Source organism: Mycobacterium sp. TY814 (genome assembly GCF_030755175.1).
In the GTDB taxonomy this organism is placed as follows: Bacteria; Actinomycetota; Actinomycetes; order Mycobacteriales; family Mycobacteriaceae; genus Mycobacterium.
The window spans coordinates 1,199,418-1,217,166 of sequence record NZ_JAUFRY010000002.1; the positions used below are offsets into that span (position 1 = coordinate 1,199,418).

At 68.3% G+C, this 17,749-nt stretch carries 11 protein-coding genes; 10 read left to right on the forward strand and 1 reads right to left on the reverse strand.

Going from position 1 to position 17,749, the window contains the following annotated elements:
• Nucleotides 1-492: 492 nt before the first annotated feature.
• Entirely contained in the window at nt 493-1,539 is a 1,047-nt protein-coding gene (locus QXH22_RS18925; protein ID WP_371934258.1) for an IS256 family transposase, read from the forward strand.
• A 240-nt stretch (nt 1,540-1,779) separates the two neighbouring features.
• Here the strand turns inward: QXH22_RS18925 and QXH22_RS18930 are convergent, their stop codons facing one another.
• A complete protein-coding gene (locus QXH22_RS18930; RefSeq protein WP_306276617.1) occupies nt 1,780-5,475 on the reverse strand; it encodes a PPE family protein in 3,696 nt (1,231 codons plus the stop codon).
• Nucleotides 5,476-5,721: 246 nt separating this feature from the next.
• Here QXH22_RS18930 and QXH22_RS18935 point away from each other — a divergent pair, with 246 nt between their 5' ends.
• The 9 genes from QXH22_RS18935 to murC all read left to right on the forward strand — a co-directional run bounded on the left by QXH22_RS18935 (nt 5,722) and on the right by murC (nt 17,739).
• Nucleotides 5,722-6,066, forward strand: a complete 345-nt coding sequence (locus QXH22_RS18935) for a PE family protein (RefSeq protein WP_306276927.1) — start codon at nt 5,722-5,724, stop codon at nt 6,064-6,066.
• Between the two features lie 18 nt (nt 6,067-6,084).
• Nucleotides 6,085-7,752, forward strand: a complete 1,668-nt coding sequence (locus tag QXH22_RS18940; RefSeq protein ID WP_306240047.1) for a PE family protein — start codon at nt 6,085-6,087, stop codon at nt 7,750-7,752.
• Between the two features lie 187 nt (nt 7,753-7,939).
• Nucleotides 7,940-9,505: a UDP-N-acetylmuramoyl-L-alanyl-D-glutamate--2,6-diaminopimelate ligase gene (locus QXH22_RS18945; RefSeq protein ID WP_306276928.1), complete on the forward strand. Its 1,566-nt coding sequence runs from the start codon at nt 7,940-7,942 to the stop codon at nt 9,503-9,505.
• Nucleotides 9,502-11,013: a UDP-N-acetylmuramoyl-tripeptide--D-alanyl-D-alanine ligase gene (murF, locus tag QXH22_RS18950; protein WP_306276618.1), complete on the forward strand. Its 1,512-nt coding sequence runs from the start codon at nt 9,502-9,504 to the stop codon at nt 11,011-11,013. The genes QXH22_RS18945 and murF overlap by 4 nt, the downstream gene beginning before the upstream one ends.
• On the forward strand, nt 11,010-12,089 hold the full coding sequence (gene mraY, locus QXH22_RS18955; RefSeq protein WP_065047798.1) for a phospho-N-acetylmuramoyl-pentapeptide-transferase: 1,080 nt from the start codon (nt 11,010-11,012) through the stop codon (nt 12,087-12,089). Before murF ends, mraY begins: the two co-directional genes overlap by 4 nt.
• Nucleotides 12,082-13,539, forward strand: a complete 1,458-nt coding sequence (gene murD / locus QXH22_RS18960; RefSeq protein WP_306276619.1) for a UDP-N-acetylmuramoyl-L-alanine--D-glutamate ligase — start codon at nt 12,082-12,084, stop codon at nt 13,537-13,539. The genes mraY and murD overlap by 8 nt, the downstream gene beginning before the upstream one ends.
• 5 nt (nt 13,540-13,544) lie before the next feature.
• Nucleotides 13,545-15,113, forward strand: coding sequence for a putative lipid II flippase FtsW (gene ftsW, locus QXH22_RS18965; protein ID WP_306240052.1), 1,569 nt, complete (start codon nt 13,545-13,547; stop codon nt 15,111-15,113).
• Nucleotides 15,110-16,288 carry an undecaprenyldiphospho-muramoylpentapeptide beta-N-acetylglucosaminyltransferase gene (gene murG, locus QXH22_RS18970; RefSeq protein ID WP_371934259.1) on the forward strand — a complete coding sequence of 393 codons (1,179 nt, stop codon included), beginning with the start codon at nt 15,110-15,112 and terminating at the stop codon, nt 16,286-16,288. The genes ftsW and murG overlap by 4 nt, the downstream gene beginning before the upstream one ends.
• Nucleotides 16,285-17,739, forward strand: coding sequence for a UDP-N-acetylmuramate--L-alanine ligase (gene murC, locus QXH22_RS18975; protein WP_306276620.1), 1,455 nt, complete (start codon nt 16,285-16,287; stop codon nt 17,737-17,739). The genes murG and murC overlap by 4 nt, the downstream gene beginning before the upstream one ends.
• The last annotated feature ends 10 nt before the right edge of the window (nt 17,740-17,749 follow it).

A 17,749-nucleotide genomic window follows, 5' to 3' on the forward strand; every position in this document is an offset into this window, starting at 1 on the left:
CGATTATTGCGCGATGCAGTGCGTGATGCTTCCAGCCGCGCGGCGTGCATCAGCCGAAACCCGGACCTGCGCGCGGCCACTGGGCACCGCGTAGCTCGCCCAGAGAAAATCTACGCCGCCGTCGCGGGCAATCTACGCGGTATGGCCGATGCGCTCAGCTCCGCAAGGTCACATACTCAATTCAGCGTTGATTGACACGAATACTACGGTCGGCGGTCCCCGAAGCGGGCGCCTTCCCGGTACTCACGGTTTGCGCGCGTCCTGCGCCAAGCCAGATTGACACGCGCGTCGGGCCGGCGCGGGGCCCACGAGCGTTCAGACATGCGGCGCAGCCGCTGCCACCCCGGTGCATGGTCACAGCGAAGTGGCTGTGCGCCGCGGGTCCCTTTGTGAATCACCAAGCGAGCTTTGCTCATTCGCCGTGCATTCGTGCGTCAGAGCGGATGACCCATTGGTCCGACGACAGCGAGCCGAGCCGAGGAGGTCTAGTCGATGAAAAGCCGCCGCCCGATCGACGGCATGCAGTTGGTGACCGACCAGGTCGCCTCGGCAAGCCCTGGGTTGATACGTGAGCTGCTGTCGACGTTCATTCACACCTTGCTGAGCGCGGACGCCGACGCGGTGTGCAGCGCCGACTACCGTCAACGCAGTCGAGGCCGGGCCAATAGCCGCAACGGCTATCGGCGCCGCAATCTGGCAACTCGCGCCGGCAAGATCGAGCTCGCCATCCCCAAATTGCGCTTCGGCAGCTACTTTCCGTATTGGCTCCTGGGGCCGCGCGAGCGCGCTGAGGGCGTGCTCACCAATATGGCGATCACCTGTTATCTGTTGGGCGTGTCCAGGCATCGGGTGGCGACGCTGGTCGAATCGCTCGGCATCACCGGCCTGTCTGCATCGCAGGTATCGGCAATGGCCGATCGACTGGAGCAGTCCGTGGACGCCCTTCGCAACAAGGCCCTGGACGGCGGCCCGCACCGGTTTGTCGCCGTCGATGCCTTGACGCTGAGCGTGCAGCGGCACGGCCGAATCTGCCACGTGCAGTTGCTGATCGCCACCGGTCTGAATGCGAACGGCTGCAGCGAGATCCTCGGGGCTTACATGTGCTCCGCCGACGACACCGAACGCTGGCTGACTTTCTTTCGGAACCTCTGTGCCCGCGGCTTGTCCGGAGTCGCTCTGGTTACCGGTCACTACGATGCCGACCTGATCACCGCGATCGAGGCCATGCTGCCGGGAGCGACCTGGCAGCGCTGCACTACGCACTACATCACCGAGCTGATGGCGGTCACTCCTACCAGCTGCTGGTCAAAGGTCCGCAAGCTGGTGAAGTCGATCCTCGACCAGCCGGACGCCGACTCCGTTGCGGCCCAATATGATCGAGTCTTCGAGATCTTGAGCGAGGCGCTGCCCGAAGCGGCCAGGCACTTCGAGGCGGCCCGTGACGAGCTGCTGGGCTACACCGCATTTCCCGATCAGCTCTGGCGTCAAATCTGGCTGAACAACCCTTGCGCTTTGCGGCGCTGCAACACCCATTTGTGACGCCGCGGGCACGCCCTTGACCCTGGTCGGGAACCTGCGCGGCCGGAGAACTACCGAACTGGCGCGGTGCCGTCCCGGCTAGAGGCGGATGGTGCAGATGTGCATGCGCGGTGCCGCCCCCGCGCACGCGTCACAGCGGTCGCACCTGTGTCGGGAAACGGTGACGAGTTCGCTGCTCGCCGTTGTGCGACAACAGTATTGAGCAGCACTACCGATCTTGCGCAACGGGTGCGCCGCAGATCAGTTCTGCAGTACCACGCCGGACAGCCGGGACCCGATGCTGGCGAAGCCGGCGACAACGCTGTCGAGGTTGAAGGACAGCAGGCCGGTGTTCGCGATACCGGATATTCCGCTGCCCAGGTTGGAGAAGCCGGAGACGTTGCCGCCGTAGTTCTGGTAACCCGACCCGAAGAGGAGGCCGCCCAACGGGTTTGTGTTGGACCATCCCGAGAGGGCCGAGCCGTTGTTGCCGAACCCTGAGTTTCCTCCTGCGCCGGCGTTGAAGAAGCCCGAGGAGGGCGTACTCGTCGAGTTGAAGTAGCCGGGACCCGGTGGGATGTCGAAAGCCGTGATGGTGGTGGAGGGCAGGGTGATGCTCGGAACGGTCAGGGGTGGAGTGGTGAATGCGCCCACGCCGATGGGCGGAATGGTCAGCGGGGGGGTCGTGATCGGCGGAATCGAAATCTGCGGCAGCGCAAAGCCTCCCACTCCGATCGGCGGGATGGTGAGGGCTGGGGTGGTGATGGCCGGGGTGGTGATCTCGGGCAGCAGGAATCTTCCGACACCGATCGGGGGGATGGTGAGGGCTGGGGTGCTGATGGCCGGGGTGGTGATCTCGGGCAGCAGGAATCCTCCGACACCGATCGGCGGAATGGTGAGTTCCGGGGTTGCGATAGCTGGGGTGGTGATCTGCGGGAGGAAGAACCGGTTGACGCCGATCGGCGGAATGGTGAGTTCCGGGGTTGCGATGGCTGGGGTGGTGATCTGCGGGAGGAAGAACCGGTCGATGCCGATCGCCGGAATGGTGAGTTCCGGGGTTGCGATGGCTGGGGTGGTGATCTGCGGGAGGAAGAACCGGTCGATGCCGATCGGCGGAATGGTGAGTTCCGGGGTTGCGATGGCTGGGGTGGTGATTTCCGGGAGGAAGAACCGGTCGATGCCGATCGGTGGGATGGTCAGTGCTGGGGTTGCGATGGCGGGGGTGGTGATTTTCGGGAGGAAGAACCGGTCGATGCCGATCGACGGGATGGTCAGCTCCGGCGTTTCGATGGCGGGGGTGGTGATTTCCGGGAGGAAGAACCGCTCGACGCCGATTGCGGGGATGGTCAGCGCTGGCGTTTTGAATTCGGGTATCTCGATCTGCGGCAGCGTAAAACCTGCAACCTGGGTCGCGGGGATCGTGAATGATGGGAGATCGAATTCGTCTATCAGCAAGCTCGGTATGATGTAGCTTCCGCCACTGGGATTGCTGATGGTGACGAAGGGTAGTTCGAATTCCGAAATTATCGGGCCAGGAATAGTGAACGTTCCGATTGATCCTTGAATGGGTATGCCGAAGTAGAATGGTGACAACGAAATGGGCGGTACGTAAAAGTTGAGGTCGCCGATTGCGCCACCGTTAACGTCAATTGTCAGGATGAGAGCCCCGTTGTCATTAGGTCCTTGAGTGCCGCCTGGGAAAAACACGCTCGGCGTGTTAAAGGTAGGGAGTCTCCACCCCGGAAGTGTCACCGACGGTAGCGAAAACTCGCTAACGGACACTAGTGGCGTGGTGATCGGCGGAATGACAATTTCGGGCAGGCCAATGGCTGGTACACGTATCACGGGCGTCTGTATTTCGGGCAAGCTGAAGGCGCCGACGGTGATATCTGCAGGTGTTTCCCAGGCCGGAATGGTCACCGGCGGGATGGTGAGTTCGGGGAGGGCGAAGCCGTCGACGGCGATGTTGCCGAGGGTGACGGGTGGGATGAGCAGGGGCGGGATGGTGAGTTCGGGTAGGGCGAAGCCGTCGACGGCGATGTTGCCGAGGGTGACGGGTGGGATGAGCAGGGAGGGGATGGTGAGTTCGGGTAGGGCGAAGCCGTCGACGGCGATGTTGCCGAGGGTGACGGGTGGGATGAGCAGGGAGGGGATGGTGAGTTCGGGTAGGGCGAAGCCGTCGACGGCGATGTTGCCGAGGGTGACGGGTGGGATGAGCAGGGAGGGGATGGTGAGTTCGGGTAGGGCGAAGCCGTCGACGGCGATGTTGCCGAGGGTGACGGGTGGGATGAGCAGGGAGGGGATGGTGAGTTCGGGGAGGGCGAAGCCGTCGACGGCGATGTTGCCGAGGGTGACCGGTGGGATGGTCAGCGACGGGATGGTGAGTTCGGGGAGGGCGAAGCCGTCGACGGCGATGTTGCCGAGGCTGACCGGTGGGATGGTCAGCGACGGAACAGTGAGCTCCGGGAGTCCGAATGCGCCGACGTAGATGTCGTCCGGCGTCTGGAATGCCGGTATCGACAGGGAGGGCAGCGTTATCGCCGGCAAATTGAAACCGGGGACCGCGATGGCTGGGATGCCGATTGGCGGCAGAGTTATATCGGGTGTCGTGATGACAAAATGGAGTCTGCCCTGGTTCTGCCCGGCGTAGAACGCGCCGTTGTTCATGTCGCCGGTATTGAAAGCCCCGGTGTTGATGCTGCCCGCATTCGCGAAACCAGTGTTGGAGCTGCCGGTGTTGAAGCTGCCCGTGTTGGACACGCCGGGGTTGAAGTCGCCTGTGTTGTAGTTCCCGGCGTTGAGGTTGCCCGTGTTTGCGTTGCCCGCGTTCAGAATGCCGGTATTGAAGGCACCGGCATTGAAGATGCCGGTGCTCGCGGTCCCGGTGTTGAAGAGCCCGGCGTTGTAGCTGCCGGAGTTGCCGATGCCGAAGTTGCCGGTGCCGGAGTTGAAGAACCCCACATTCCCGGTACCCGAATTGAACAGCCCGAGGTTACCTGCTCCGGAATTAAGCAGACCGGTGCTGAACTGTACGATGTTCGAATTCTCCAGGCGGACGTAGGTGTCGCCGAAGCCGATGAGATTGTTGCCGGTCAACCCAAGGCCGACGTTGTTGTTTCCGGTGTTCGCCAGACCGATGTTGAAGGCGCCGGCGTTTCCGAAGCCGAAGTTGCCGCCGCCGATATTTCCGAGGCCGACGTTGCCCGCACCAAGATTTCCGAAGCCGGCATTGGAAATGCCATAGTTTCCAGAACCGACGTTGAGATCGCCGAGATTTCCGCCACCGAAGTTCCCGACGCCGACGTTTGCGTTGCCGAAGTTGCCGATGCCGACGTTGGCCAGGCCCAGACTGAGCCCGAGCGCGCGCACTGAGGAAGTTGCGGCCGCCAGGCCAGGTGTTGTCGGGCTGAACCCCGCCGCTTCGATCCCCGCCAGATCCTGCAGCGGCTGCACGAACGGCGGCAGAGCGGAGACAATCGCCGAAGCCTCTGCGTGGTAGGCGGACATCGTGGACACAGCTTCGGTCCACATTTGTTCGTAGTGCGCCTCGGCAGCGGCAATGGCCGGGCTGTTCTGCCCGAAAATGTTCGATATCACCAGCGACACGAACTGAGAACGGTTGGCCGCGACCAGTTCCGGCAGCACCATCGTGGTGCGGGCCGACTCGAAAACCGCCGCTGCGGCGCGCGCCTGGGCGGCCGCCTGATCGGCCTGAGCCGCCATCGTGGACAGCCAGCGTGCAAAGGGAGCAGCCGCGGCGCTCATCGCCGTCGCCGACGGTCCCTGCCACACCTCGTGGGTAAGCCCTGCGGTGATCGATCCGAAAGAAGCTGCTGCCGAGCTCAATTCAGCCGCCAGACCATCCCACGCGGTCGCCGCCGCAGCCATCGGCGCAGATCCTGCGCCGGCGAAAAGGCGCGCCGCATTGATCTCGGGTGGCAGCACAAAGAAGTTCACCGTCTCACACCTTCCCGCGCCCGGGCCCGTCGTCGCTGGGGCGCACAGGTGGGGAAGCTACGTAAGGACAACAAGTCTCGTCCACGAAAGTGGTGTATGGCGCAGCGGAAAGCGCCGTCCCCTCAGATGCCGGCGTGCAGCGCCTGTGCGCCGGGCAATCCCGTTATCGGCAGGGGCATTTCATTGCGCGTTCAGCACATGCCGAGCGTGGATCACGCGGCCCGCAGGAGCCTTCGCCGATTGGAAGTGCTGGGGACGGCGACGCCACAATTGGCGCGGCTTGGTACCGCGCTGCACAGCGCCAATGCCGCTGCCTCGGCCTCGACCACCGAGATCCCGTCGGCCGGGGCCGACGAGATATCGGCGGCGGTCAGCTGGCACCGCGGGCGCAGCTCACTTGCCGACCGCTTCGCCGTGGGCGCACTGCTTTCTCGACGGCCCAGTCGCGATGAGGAGAATCTGTGCCGCAGCGCGGGTAGAACTTGCATTGAAAATGTTGAGATATTCGCGGAATATTCGCCCCATTGCGCCGTGACCGTTGCATACTGGCTCGTCATTCGTGGCCAGATGAAAGCATTCGGGCTGGCCTAACGCGCTAGGAGGGCTTTGATGTCTTTTGTAGTGGCTGTTCCGGAACTGCTGGGCACGGCGGCGCAGCATGTGGCGGGTATCGGCACGGCATTAGGCACCGCGAACGCAGCGGCGTCGGCGTCCACCACAGGGGTGTTGTCGGCCGGCGCGGACGAGATCTCCGCTGCGATCAGCGCGTTGTTCAGTAATCACGCTCTGCAGTACCAGTCATTGAGTGCGCAAGCGGCAGAGTTCCATCAGAATTTCCTGGCGACCCTGAACGCGGCCGGTAGTGCTTACTCGGCAGCGGAAGCGGCGAATGCTTCGCCCTTGCAAGCGGCGGCAAATAGCATCCTCGACGTGGTGAATGCGCCCACGCAGGCGCTCCTGGGGCGTCCGCTGATCGGCAACGGAGCTAATGGAACAGCTGCCAGCCCCAATGGCGGCGCGGGCGGAATCCTGATCGGCAACGGGGGCGATGGCTACGGCTATAACGAAGTCGGTTTCTTCACTCCGACGAACGGCGGCAATGGTGGCGCCGCGGGCCTGATCGGCAACGGCGGCGCGGGCGGCGCCGGCAAAGCCGGCGGGAACGGGGGCGCCGGGGGAAGCGGGGGGTGGCTGATCGGTAACGGCGGTGCCGGCGGTGCCGGAGGAACCGGCCTCACCGCTAGCGGCGGCGCGGGCGGCGCCGGCGGCAGCGCCTCACTCATCGGCTGGGGTGGCCACGGCGGTGCTGGTGGCGACTCCAACTTCACTTTTGGCGGGGTTGGTGGCAGTGGTGGTGCCGGTGGACGACTCGTGGCGATCGGGGGTGACGGGGGAGCGGGCGGTTACGGCTTCACCGGCGGGGGCGCCGGTGGTGCAGGCGGTGCCGGCAGCGGTGTGCTTATCGGTAGCGGCGGCGCGGGTGGCGCCGGTGGGACGGGCTTTGCCGGTCTGGGCGGTGGTGCCGGAGGTGCCGGCGGCGCTGCGGGCGGCAATTTCTTCAGTCTCGGCGGGGCTGGGGGCGCCGGCGGTGCGGTTATTGACACCACCACCGGCGTTGGTGGGGCCGGGGGTGCGGGTGGTATCGCGGGGGGATTGTTCGGGTACGCACAGGGAGGTGCCGGAGGTTTGGGTGGCTTCGCCCAGGCCGGCGGGGGTGCGGGCGGTCTCGGTGGTACAGCGGCGGCGGTCTTCGGCGTGGGTGCCGGCGGCAGTGGCGGCATGGGCGGCGCCGCCGGCAACGTCGGGGCAATCAGCGGTGCAGGAGGTGGGGGCGGCATCGGCGCCGCGGTGTTCGGCGCCGGTTTCGGCGGCGTTGGTGGTGCCGGTGGGACGAGCCTGGGTGGGCCCGGCGGCGCCGGCGGCACCGGCGGCCAGGGCGTCTTAGTCGCCGGCCTGGGCGTCGGCGGTGCAGGCGGTAACGGTGGCGCCAGCATTACTGCAGCTAGCGGCGATGGCGGAGACGGCGGCAGCGCCGGCGGCCTGCTGACCCTCGGTATCGGCGGCAACGGAGGCAACGCCGGACCCAGCAACAACAACGTTCCGACTGCCGCCGGCGGCGATGGCGGCGATATCGGGGCGTCCACCAACGGCTCCTTCGTTCGGACGTTCTTCGGCTTCGGCGGTAACGGCGGCAATGGCTTCAACGGTGGACCCGCCGGCACCGGCGGCACCGGCGGCCTGCTGCTCGGTGCGAACGGAGACAACGGCGTGTCATAACCGGGGTGGGCGGATCTGCCCGCGCGGATTGAGTCCGGCGACATCGCCGGCGCAGATGGCGCTGCGCTAGCAGCCGCCCCCGCGGGGCGGTACCGATCGGTGACCGCCGCCGCCGTGTGCGGGCGCGGCTCTGCGTGGCGACCGGTTGCCTCTGGGTAGGGTGTCAAGGCCGAGCGATCTCTGGAACATCCGCGGCCGGACGGAGGTGGTGCCCGTGGCGGAGTCGACGCCCACCGGGCTACGCCCCCGCACCGTCGTCGGCGTACCGCTGGCCACGCTGGCCGCGCAGATCGGAGCGGCACCCCCTACCGGCGCCGACGTGCTGGTGACCGGCGTGACGCTACGCGCTCAGGACGTCCAGCCGGGGGACCTGTTCGCCGCGCTGCCCGGTGCGACCACACACGGCGCCCGGCATGCCGGTGACGCCCTCGAGCGCGGCGCGGTGGCAGTGCTCACCGACGCCGACGGGGTGGCGGCAATGGGCGCTCACGCGGCGGCCGTGCCGGTTGTGGTGCACCCCGCACCGCGCAGCGTGCTCGGCGGACTGGCGGCGAGCGTGTACGAGCGGCCCTCCGACCGGGTCACCGTCGTCGGCATCACCGGCACATCGGGCAAGACCACCACGACGTACCTAGTGGAAGCGGGATTGCGGGCCGGCGGCCGCGTCGCCGGTCTGGTCGGCACCATCGGCATCCGCATCGACGGCGTCGACATCCCCAGTGCGCTCACCACCCCCGAGGCTCCGGCACTGCAGGCGCTGTTCGCCGCGATGGCCGAGCAGGGTGTCGACACCGTCGTGATGGAAGTGTCCAGTCACGCGCTGGCCCTGGGCCGCGTCGACGGCACCGAGTTCGCCGTCAGCGGCTTCACCAACCTGTCGCGCGACCACCTGGATTTCCACCCCACCATGGCCGACTACTTCGAGGCCAAAGCGCTGTTGTTCGACCCCGCCTCGGCGTTGCACGCCCGCACCGCCGTGGTGTGTGTTGACGACGAGGCCGGCCGCGCGATGGCGGCCCGGGCCGCTGAGCCGGTCACCGTCAGCGTCACCGGCCAACCCGCCCAGTGGCGCGCCGTCGACGTCGAGACCACCGGACCGGCGAGCCAGGAATTCACCGCCATCGATCCCACCGGCGCCGAACACCGCATCGGCATCAGCCTGCCAGGCCACTACAACATCGCCAATTGCCTTGTTGCGCTGGCGATTCTGGATGCAGTCGGGGTTTCGCCGGCGCAGGCGGCGCCGGGTCTGCGGCATACCCGGGTACCGGGGCGCCTTGAACAGATAGACCATGGCCAGGATTTCCTCGCGCTGGTCGACTATGCGCACAAACCTGGCGCGCTGCGCGCGGTGCTCAGCACCCTGGCCCAGCCCGGCCGCCGCCTGGCGGTGGTGTTCGGCGCCGGCGGCGACCGTGACCCGGGCAAGCGCGCGCCGATGGGCGCGGTGGCCGCCGAACTCGCCGACCTCGTCGTCGTCACCGACGACAACCCGCGCAGCGAGAATCCCGCCACTATCCGAAGTGAAATCCTCTCCGGCGCAAAAGAAGCCGGCACAACAGCCGAACTGGTCGAGATCGCCGACCGGCGCGAGGCGATCCGGCACGCGGTCGCCTGGGCGGGTCAAGGCGACGTGGTGCTCATCGCCGGCAAAGGCCATGAGACCGGTCAGCGCAGCGCCGACGAGGTGCGGCCATTCGACGACCGGTTCGAACTCGCGGCCGCCCTCGACGCCGTGAAAGGCCGAGCGTGATCGACCTGACCGTGGCCCAGATCGCCGACATCGTCGGCGGCACGTTGGCCGACATCACCCCGGAGCGTGCCGCGGCCACCCGCGTCACCGGAACGGTGGAATTCGACTCACGCGCCGTCGGCTCGGGCGGACTGTTTCTCGCCCTGCCCGGCGCGCGCGCCGACGGGCACGACCACGCCGTATCGGCCGTGGCCGCCGGCGCGGTGGCGGTGCTCGCCGCCCGGCCGGTGGGGGTGCCGGCGATCGTGGTGCAGCCGCAGGCGGCGGCCGACGACCGCGCCTCGGTGCTCGAGCACGACGCAGATGGCTCGGGCGCCGCGGTGCTGGCCGCGCTGGGCAAACTGGCCAAGGCGGTGGCCGCCGACCTGGTGGCCGGTGGGCTGAGGATCATCGGGATCACCGGCTCGTCGGGCAAGACGTCCACCAAGGACCTGGTGGCCGCCGTGCTGCGGCCGCTGGGTGAGGTGGTCGCGCCGCCCGGGTCGTTCAACAACGAGCTGGGTCACCCCTGGACCGTGCTGCGGGCCACCCGGGACACCGACTTTTTGATCCTGGAGATGTCGGCGCGCCACCCCGGCAACATCGCCGCGCTGGCCGATATCGCGACCCCGTCTATCGGCGTGGTGCTCAACGTCGGTACCGCGCACCTGGGTGAGTTCGGCTCCCGCGAGATCATTGCCCAAACTAAATCCGAACTGCCACAATCTGTTTCGCCGTCCGGCGTGGTCATCTTGAACGCCGACGACCCGATGGTGGCCGCGATGGCCGACGTGACCGCTGCCCGGGTGGTCCGGGTGAGCCGCAATTCCGGGCCCAATACCGGGCACGTGTGGGCCGGGCCGGTGTCGCTCGACGAGTTGGCCAGGCCGCAGTTCACCCTGCACGCGGGGGCCGAAGAAGCCGACGTTCGCCTCGGCGTCTTCGGCGACCATCAGGTCAGCAACGCGCTGTGCGCGGCCGCCGTCGCGCTGGAGTGTGGCGGGACCGTCGAACAGATCGCGGCAGCGCTCGCGGCGGCGGGTCCGGTGTCGCGCCACCGCATGCACGTGACCACCCGTGCGGACGGCGTCACCGTGATCGACGATGCCTACAACGCCAACCCCGACTCGATGCGGGCCGGTCTGCAGGCTCTTGCCTGGATCGCGCACGGCGAGGATCATCCGCGGCGCAGCTGGGCGGTGCTGGGTGAGATGGCCGAACTCGGCGAGGATGCAATAACCGAGCACGACCGCATCGGCCGGCTCGCGGTGCGATTAGATGTGTCTCGACTCGTTGTCGTGGGAACCGGGAGGTCGATGAGCGCCATGCACCAGGGTGCGGTGATGGAGGGCTCGTGGGGGGAGGAGGTCGTCAACGTGGACGACGCGGCCGCCGCCCTGTCCCTGTTGCGCGCTGAGCTGCGACCCGGAGATGTGGTTCTGGTGAAGGCATCCAACTCGGCCGGATTGGGAGCGCTGGCCGACGCGCTGGTCGACGACACAGCCGGCAAGGGAGCGACGCGCCCGTGAGGCAGATTCTGATCGCCGTAGCCATCGCGGTGACCGTGTCCATCCTGCTGACTCCGGCGCTGATCCGGCTGTTCACCCGGCAGGGGTTCGGTCACCAGATCCGCGAGGACGGCCCGCCCAGCCACCACACCAAGCGGGGTACGCCCTCGATGGGTGGGGTGGCGATCCTGGCCGGCATCTGGGCCGGCTACCTGGGCACCCACCTGTTCGGGCTGGCGTTCGACGGCGAAGGGATCTCGGCGTCGGGTCTGTGCGTGCTCGGACTGGCCACCGCCCTGGGCGGAGTCGGGTTCATCGACGACCTGATCAAGATCCGCCGGTCGCGCAACCTGGGCCTGAACAAAACGGCCAAGACGGTCGGGCAGATCACCGCCGCGGTGCTGTTCGCCGTGCTGGTGCTGCAGTTCCGCAACAACGCCGGCCTGACACCGGGCAGTGCGGACCTGTCCTACGTGCGCGAGATCGCCACGGTCACCTTCGCCCCGGGGTTGTTCGTGCTGTTCTGCGTGGTGGTGGTCAGCGCCTGGTCGAACGCGGTGAACTTCACCGACGGGCTGGACGGCCTGGCCGCCGGTTGCATGGCGATGGTGACCGGTGCCTACGTCCTGATCACCTTCTGGCAGTACCGCAACGCGTGCGTCACCGCGCCCGGCCTGGGTTGTTACAACGTGCGCGACCCGCTGGACCTGGCGCTGATCGCCGCCGCCACCGCCGGCGCCTGCATCGGGTTCCTGTGGTGGAACGCCGCGCCGGCCAAGATCTTCATGGGTGACACCGGCTCGCTGGCTCTGGGCGGCATCATCGCTGGACTGTCGGTGACCAGCCGCACCGAGATCCTGGCCGTAGTGCTGGGGGCGCTGTTCGTCGCCGAGGTCACCTCGGTGGTGCTGCAGATCCTGGCCTTCCGCACCACCGGGCGCCGGGTTTTCCGGATGGCCCCCTTCCATCACCATTTCGAGCTGGGGGGCTGGGCGGAAACCACGGTGATCATCCGGTTCTGGCTGCTCACCGCGATCAGCTGCGGCCTGGGCGTCGCCCTGTTCTACGGCGAGTGGCTGTCCACGATCGGTGCCTGACATAGACCCGTTGGCGCCGGGTGCGCCCGTCCTGATCGCCGGCGCCCGGGTGACCGGCCGCGCGGTGCTGGCGGCGCTCACCCGGTTCGGGGCCGTGCCGACGCTGTGCGACGACGACCCCGCGATGCTGGCCCCGCACGCCGCGGCCGGCGTCGCGACCGCCGACCCGGCGACTGCCATTGCGCAGATCGACCGGTACGCGCTGGTGATTACCAGTCCCGGATTCCAGCCGGACACCCCCGTGCTGGCCGCCGCCGCCGCGGCCGGGGTGCCGATCTGGGGCGATGTGGAGCTGGCCTGGAGGCTCGATGCAGCCGGTCATTTCGGGCCGCCGCGCCGGTGGCTGGTGGTGACCGGTACCAACGGCAAGACCACCACCACGTCGATGCTGCACGACATGCTGATCGCCGGGGGACTGCGCAGCAAGCTGTGCGGGAACATCGGCGACCCGGTGCTCGATGTGCTGGACCAGCCGGCCGACGTGTTGGCGGTGGAGCTGTCCAGCTTCCAGCTGTACTGGGCCCCGTCGCTGCGGCCGGAGGCGGGCGTGGTGCTCAACATCGCCGAGGATCACCTGGACTGGCATCACACCATGGCCGCCTACACCGCCGCCAAAGCCCGGGTGCTCACCGGTCGGGTCGCTGTCGTCGGCCTGGACGACAGCCGGGCGGCGGCGCTGCGGGACACCGCCCCGGCGGCCGTTCGAGTGGGCTTCCGGCTCGGTGAACCCGCCCCGGGGGAGCTCGGCGTGCGTGACGGGCAGCTGGTCGACCGGGCGTTCGCCGAGGACCTGCCGCTGCTGCCGGTCACGTCGATTCCGGTGCCGGGCCCGGTCGGGGTGCTCAACACGCTGGCTGCCGCGGCGCTGGCGCGGGCGGTCGATGTGGCGCCCGAGGCGATCGCCACGGCCATCGCCTCGTTCCGGCTCGGCCGGCACCGCTGCGAGGAGGTGACCGTCGCGGACGGCATCACCTACGTCGACGACTCCAAGGCCACCAACCCGCACGCCGCCCAGGCCTCGGTGCTGGCCTACCCCCGGGTCGTCTGGTTGGCCGGCGGCCTGCTCAAGGGCGCATCCCTGGATGCGGAGGTCGCCCGCATCGCGTCGCACCTGGTCGGAGCGGTCCTTTTCGGGCGGGATCGCGCCGAGGTTGCCGAGGCGTTATCACGACACGCCCCCGATGTCCCCGTCGTACAGGTTGTTACAGGCGAGGATGTTGAGATGCATGCGACTGGTGTGGTTTCTGTTGCTGATGTGACACAAGTGAATAACGAGGGTGGGACCATCGGGGACCATGTGATGGTCGCGGCCGTTGCCGCGGCCCGTGAGATGGCCCAACCGGGAGACACGGTGCTGCTCGCACCGGCCGGCGCATCGTTCGACCAGTTCACCGGGTATGGCGCACGGGGTGACGCCTTCGCGGCCGCCGTACGCGCCGCGGTCCGGTAGGCGGTGTGGGTATCGCAGTGACCCGGCTGTTCCGCCGGGATAAGGGGGAGACGTCCGCCGCAACCGAGGTGGCGGACGAGGCAGAGCAGGCAGAGCCTGCTGCCGCGGGGGAGAAAAACACCGCGCCGAAAGCCGATCCGAGCGGGCCGCGCACCGCGTTCGGTGCCTGGCTGGGCCGCCCCATGACCTCGTTTCACCTGATCATCGCCGTCACCGCACTGCTGACGTCGCTGGGCCTGATCATGGTGCTGTCGGCGTCGGGCGTGCACTCCTACGACAACGACGGGTCCGCCTGGATCATCTTCGGCAAGCAGGTGCTCTGGACGATCGTCGGGCTCTTCGCCTGCTACGCCGGGTTGCGGATGTCGGTGCGCTTCATCCGGCGCGTCGCGTTCACCAGCTACGCGGTCACCATCATCTTGCTGGTCCTGGTGCTCATCCCGGGCATCGGTAACCTGGCCAACGGCTCCCGCAAGTGGTTCGTCATCGCCGGTTTCTCCATGCAGCCCTCCGAACTGACCAAGATCGCGTTCGCGATCTGGGGCGCGCACCTGCTGGCCGCCCGGCGCCTGGAGCGGGCGTCGCTGCGCGAGATGCTGGTCCCCTTGGTCCCGGCCGCGCTGATCGCCCTGGGGCTGATTGTCGCCCAGCCTGACCTCGGTCAGACCGTGTCGCTGGGCATCATTCTGCTGGGCCTACTGTGGTACGCCGGACTGCCGTTGCGGGTGTTCGTCAGCTCGCTGGGCGCGGTGTTCGCCGCCGGCGCGGTGCTGGCCATGTCCGCCGGCTACCGCTCCGACCGGGTGCGATCCTGGCTGGACCCGGAAGACGACCCGATGGACACCGGTTACCAGGCGCGCCAGGCCAAGTACGCCCTCGCGCACGGCGGCATCTTCGGCGATGGCCTGGGGCAGGGTGTGGCCAAGTGGAACTATCTGCCCAACGCGCACAACGACTTCATCTTCGCGATCATCGGCGAGGAGCTGGGCCTGATCGGGGCGGTGGGCCTGCTGGGGCTGTTCGGGCTGTTCGCCTACACCGGCATGCGCATCGCGCGCCGCTCCGCAGACCCGTTCCTGCGACTGCTCACGGCGACCACCACGTTGTGGGTGCTGGGCCAGGCGTTCATCAACATCGGGTATGTGATCGGCCTGCTGCCCGTCACCGGCCTGCAGCTGCCGCTCATCTCGGCCGGTGGAACGTCAACCGCTGCAACACTGTTCATGATCGGCATCATGGCCAACGCGGCCCGGCACGAACCCGAAGCCGTCGCGGCGCTGCGTGCCGGGCGAGACGACAAGGTAAACCGGCTGCTTCGGCTGCCGGTGCCGGAGCCGTACGTGCCCAGCCGGATCGAGTCCTTCCGTGATCGCAAGCGCCCGTCGCCCGCGCCGCCCAAAGCGCCGCGGCCCCGGCGGGCCGCCGGGCCACCGCCGAAGGCGCAGCCGCGCACCAGTCGGCGGTCTGCGGGAAGCGGCCACGGGCGGGAAAGGCATCATAGATCTGGCCAGCAGTACGCCGGCCGGCGCCAAACAGGGCGCGTAGGTGCATTGGAAGGTCAGCGTTACGGGTGAACGACAAGGTCACGGAGTCGGCCGGCGGGTCAGGGGACAGTCCCCTGCCCGCCGGTGGTGCGTTCTCGGTCGTGCTGGCCGGCGGTGGTACCGCCGGCCATGTGGAGCCCGCGATGGCAGTGGCCGACGCGCTGACCGCCCTGGACCCCCGGATCAGGATCACCGCGCTAGGCACGGCCCGCGGGTTGGAGACCCGGCTGGTGCCTGAGCGCGGCTACCGACTGGAGCTGATCACCCCGGTGCCGCTGCCGCGCAAACCCAGCGGTGACCTGGCGCGGCTGCCACCACGGGTCTGGCGCGCCGTACGGGAGACCCGCGCGGTGCTCGACAGTGTCGCCGCCGACGTCGTCATCGGTTTCGGCGGCTACGTGGCGTTGCCGGCCTATCTGGCTTCTCGCGGCAGGCCGGGACGCCGCCGCATCCCCGTGGTGATTCACGAGGCCAACGCCCGGGCGGGCCTGGCCAACCGGGTGGGCGCGAGGACCGCCGACCGGATTCTGTCCGCGGTGCCCGATTCGGGGCTGCGGCGCGCCGAGGTGGTCGGAGTGCCAGTGCGGGCGGCGATCACCACGCTGGACCGCACGGGCCTGCGTGCGCAGGCGCGGGCCCACTTCGGCTTCGCCGACGACGCGCGCGTGCTGCTGGTGTTCGGTGGCTCCCAGGGTGCGGTGTCGCTGAACCGGGCCGTCTCCGCGGCGGCCGCCGACCTGGCCGCCGCCGGGGTGTCTGTGCTGCATGCGCACGGACCCAAGAACACGCTCGAACTCCGCACACCCGAGCCCGGCGATCCGCCGTATGTGGCGGTGCCCTATCTGGACCGGATGGACCTGGCCTACTCCGCCGCCGACATGGTGATCTGCCGGTCCGGCGCAATGACGGTGGCCGAGGTCTCGGCCGTCGGCCTGCCCGCCATCTATGTGCCACTGCCGATCGGCAACGGTGAGCAGCGGCTCAACGCGCTGCCGGTGGTCAATGCCGGGGGCGGCATGATCGTCGCCGACGCGGCGCTGACCCCGGAGCTGGTGGCGCGTGAGGTGTCCGGCCTGCTCAACGATGCACCCCGGCTGGCGGCGATGACGGCGGCGGCGACCCTGGTCGGGCACCGCGACGCCGCGCAGCAGGTGGCCCGGGCGGCGCTGGACGTTGCCGGGCGGATCCCGGGAGCGCGCCGATGAGCGCCGAACAGCTGCCGCCGGAACTGCAGCGTGTGCACATGGTCGGCATCGGCGGCGCCGGCATGTCGGGCATCGCCCGCATTCTGCTGGATCGCGGCGGGATGGTGTCGGGCTCGGACGCCAAGGAGTCGCGCGGCGTGCATGCGCTGCGGGCGCGCGGCGCGCTGATCCGCATCGGTCATGACGCGTCGTCGCTGGATCTGCTGCCCGGCGGCGTCACCGCGGTCATCACCACGCACGCCGCCATCCCCAAAACCAACCCGGAGCTGGTCGAGGCCCGGCGCCGCGGCATTCCGGTGGTGCTGCGGCCCGTGGTGCTGGCCAAGCTGATGGCCGGGCGCACCACCTTGATGGTCACCGGCACGCACGGTAAGACCACGACGACGTCGATGCTGATCGTCGCCCTGCAGCACTGTGGTCGCGACCCGTCGTTCGCGGTCGGGGGTGAGCTCGGCGAGGCCGGCACCAATGCCCATCACGGCAGCGGCGATATCTTTGTCGCCGAAGCCGACGAGAGCGACGGCACGCTGCTGGAATACACGCCCAACGTCGCGGTGGTCACCAATATCGAGTCCGACCACCTCGATTTCTACGGCAGCACCGAGGCGTACGTCGGGGTGTTCGACTCCTTCGTGGAGCGGCTCGCGCCCGGTGGCGCACTGGTGGTGTGCACCGACGACCCGGGTGCGGCGGCGCTGGCCCGGCGCACAGCGGAGCTGGGAATTCGGGTGCTCTGCTACGGGTCGGGGGACGGGCCGCTCGCGGCGCGCCTGTTGTCGTGGGAACAACGCGGCACCGAGGCGGTCGCCCACATCCAATTGGCGGACGAGCCGCACCAGCGGGTGATGCGGCTGTCGGTGCCGGGACGGCACATGGCGCTCAACGCCTTGGCGGCGCTGCTGGCCGCGATCGAGATCGGCGCGCCCGTCGACGAGGTGCTCGACGGTCTGGCCGCCTTCGAAGGAGTGCGGCGACGCTTCGAACTCGTCGGCACCGCTCATTCGGTGCGGGTATTCGACGACTACGCCCATCACCCCACCGAGGTCGCCGCCACGCTGGCGGCGGTCCGCTCCGTGGTCCAGCAGAGTGGCAGCGGTCGTTCGCTCGTCGTCTTCCAGCCCCATTTGTATTCCCGGACAAAAGCTTTCGCGCAGGAATTCGGGCACGCTCTGGACGGTGCCGACCAGGTCTTCGTACTCGACGTCTACGGTGCGCGCGAACAGCCACTGGCCGGCATCAGCGGCGCCACCGTCGCCGAACATGTCAGCGCGCCCGTGCGCTACCTGCCTGACTTCTCCGCGGTGGCCGAGGAATTGGCCGGGGCCGCCGAACCGGGCGATGTCATCGTCACGATGGGCGCGGGCGACGTGACGCTGCTCGGACCCGAAATCGTCACCGCACTGCGGATGCGGGCCAACCGCGGTGCACCCGGTCGGGAAGCACCCCAGTGAGCGAACCGGA

Excerpts from the sequence above, each read along its gene's own strand:
- QXH22_RS18925 (WP_371934258.1), top strand. The coding sequence starts at position 493 with ATGAAAAGCCGCCGCCCGATCGACGGCATGCAGTTGGTGACCGACCAG.
- QXH22_RS18940 (WP_306240047.1), top strand. The coding sequence starts at position 6,085 with ATGTCTTTTGTAGTGGCTGTTCCGGAACTGCTGGGCACGGCGGCGCAG.
- murC (WP_306276620.1), top strand. The coding sequence starts at position 16,285 with ATGAGCGCCGAACAGCTGCCGCCGGAACTGCAGCGTGTGCACATGGTC.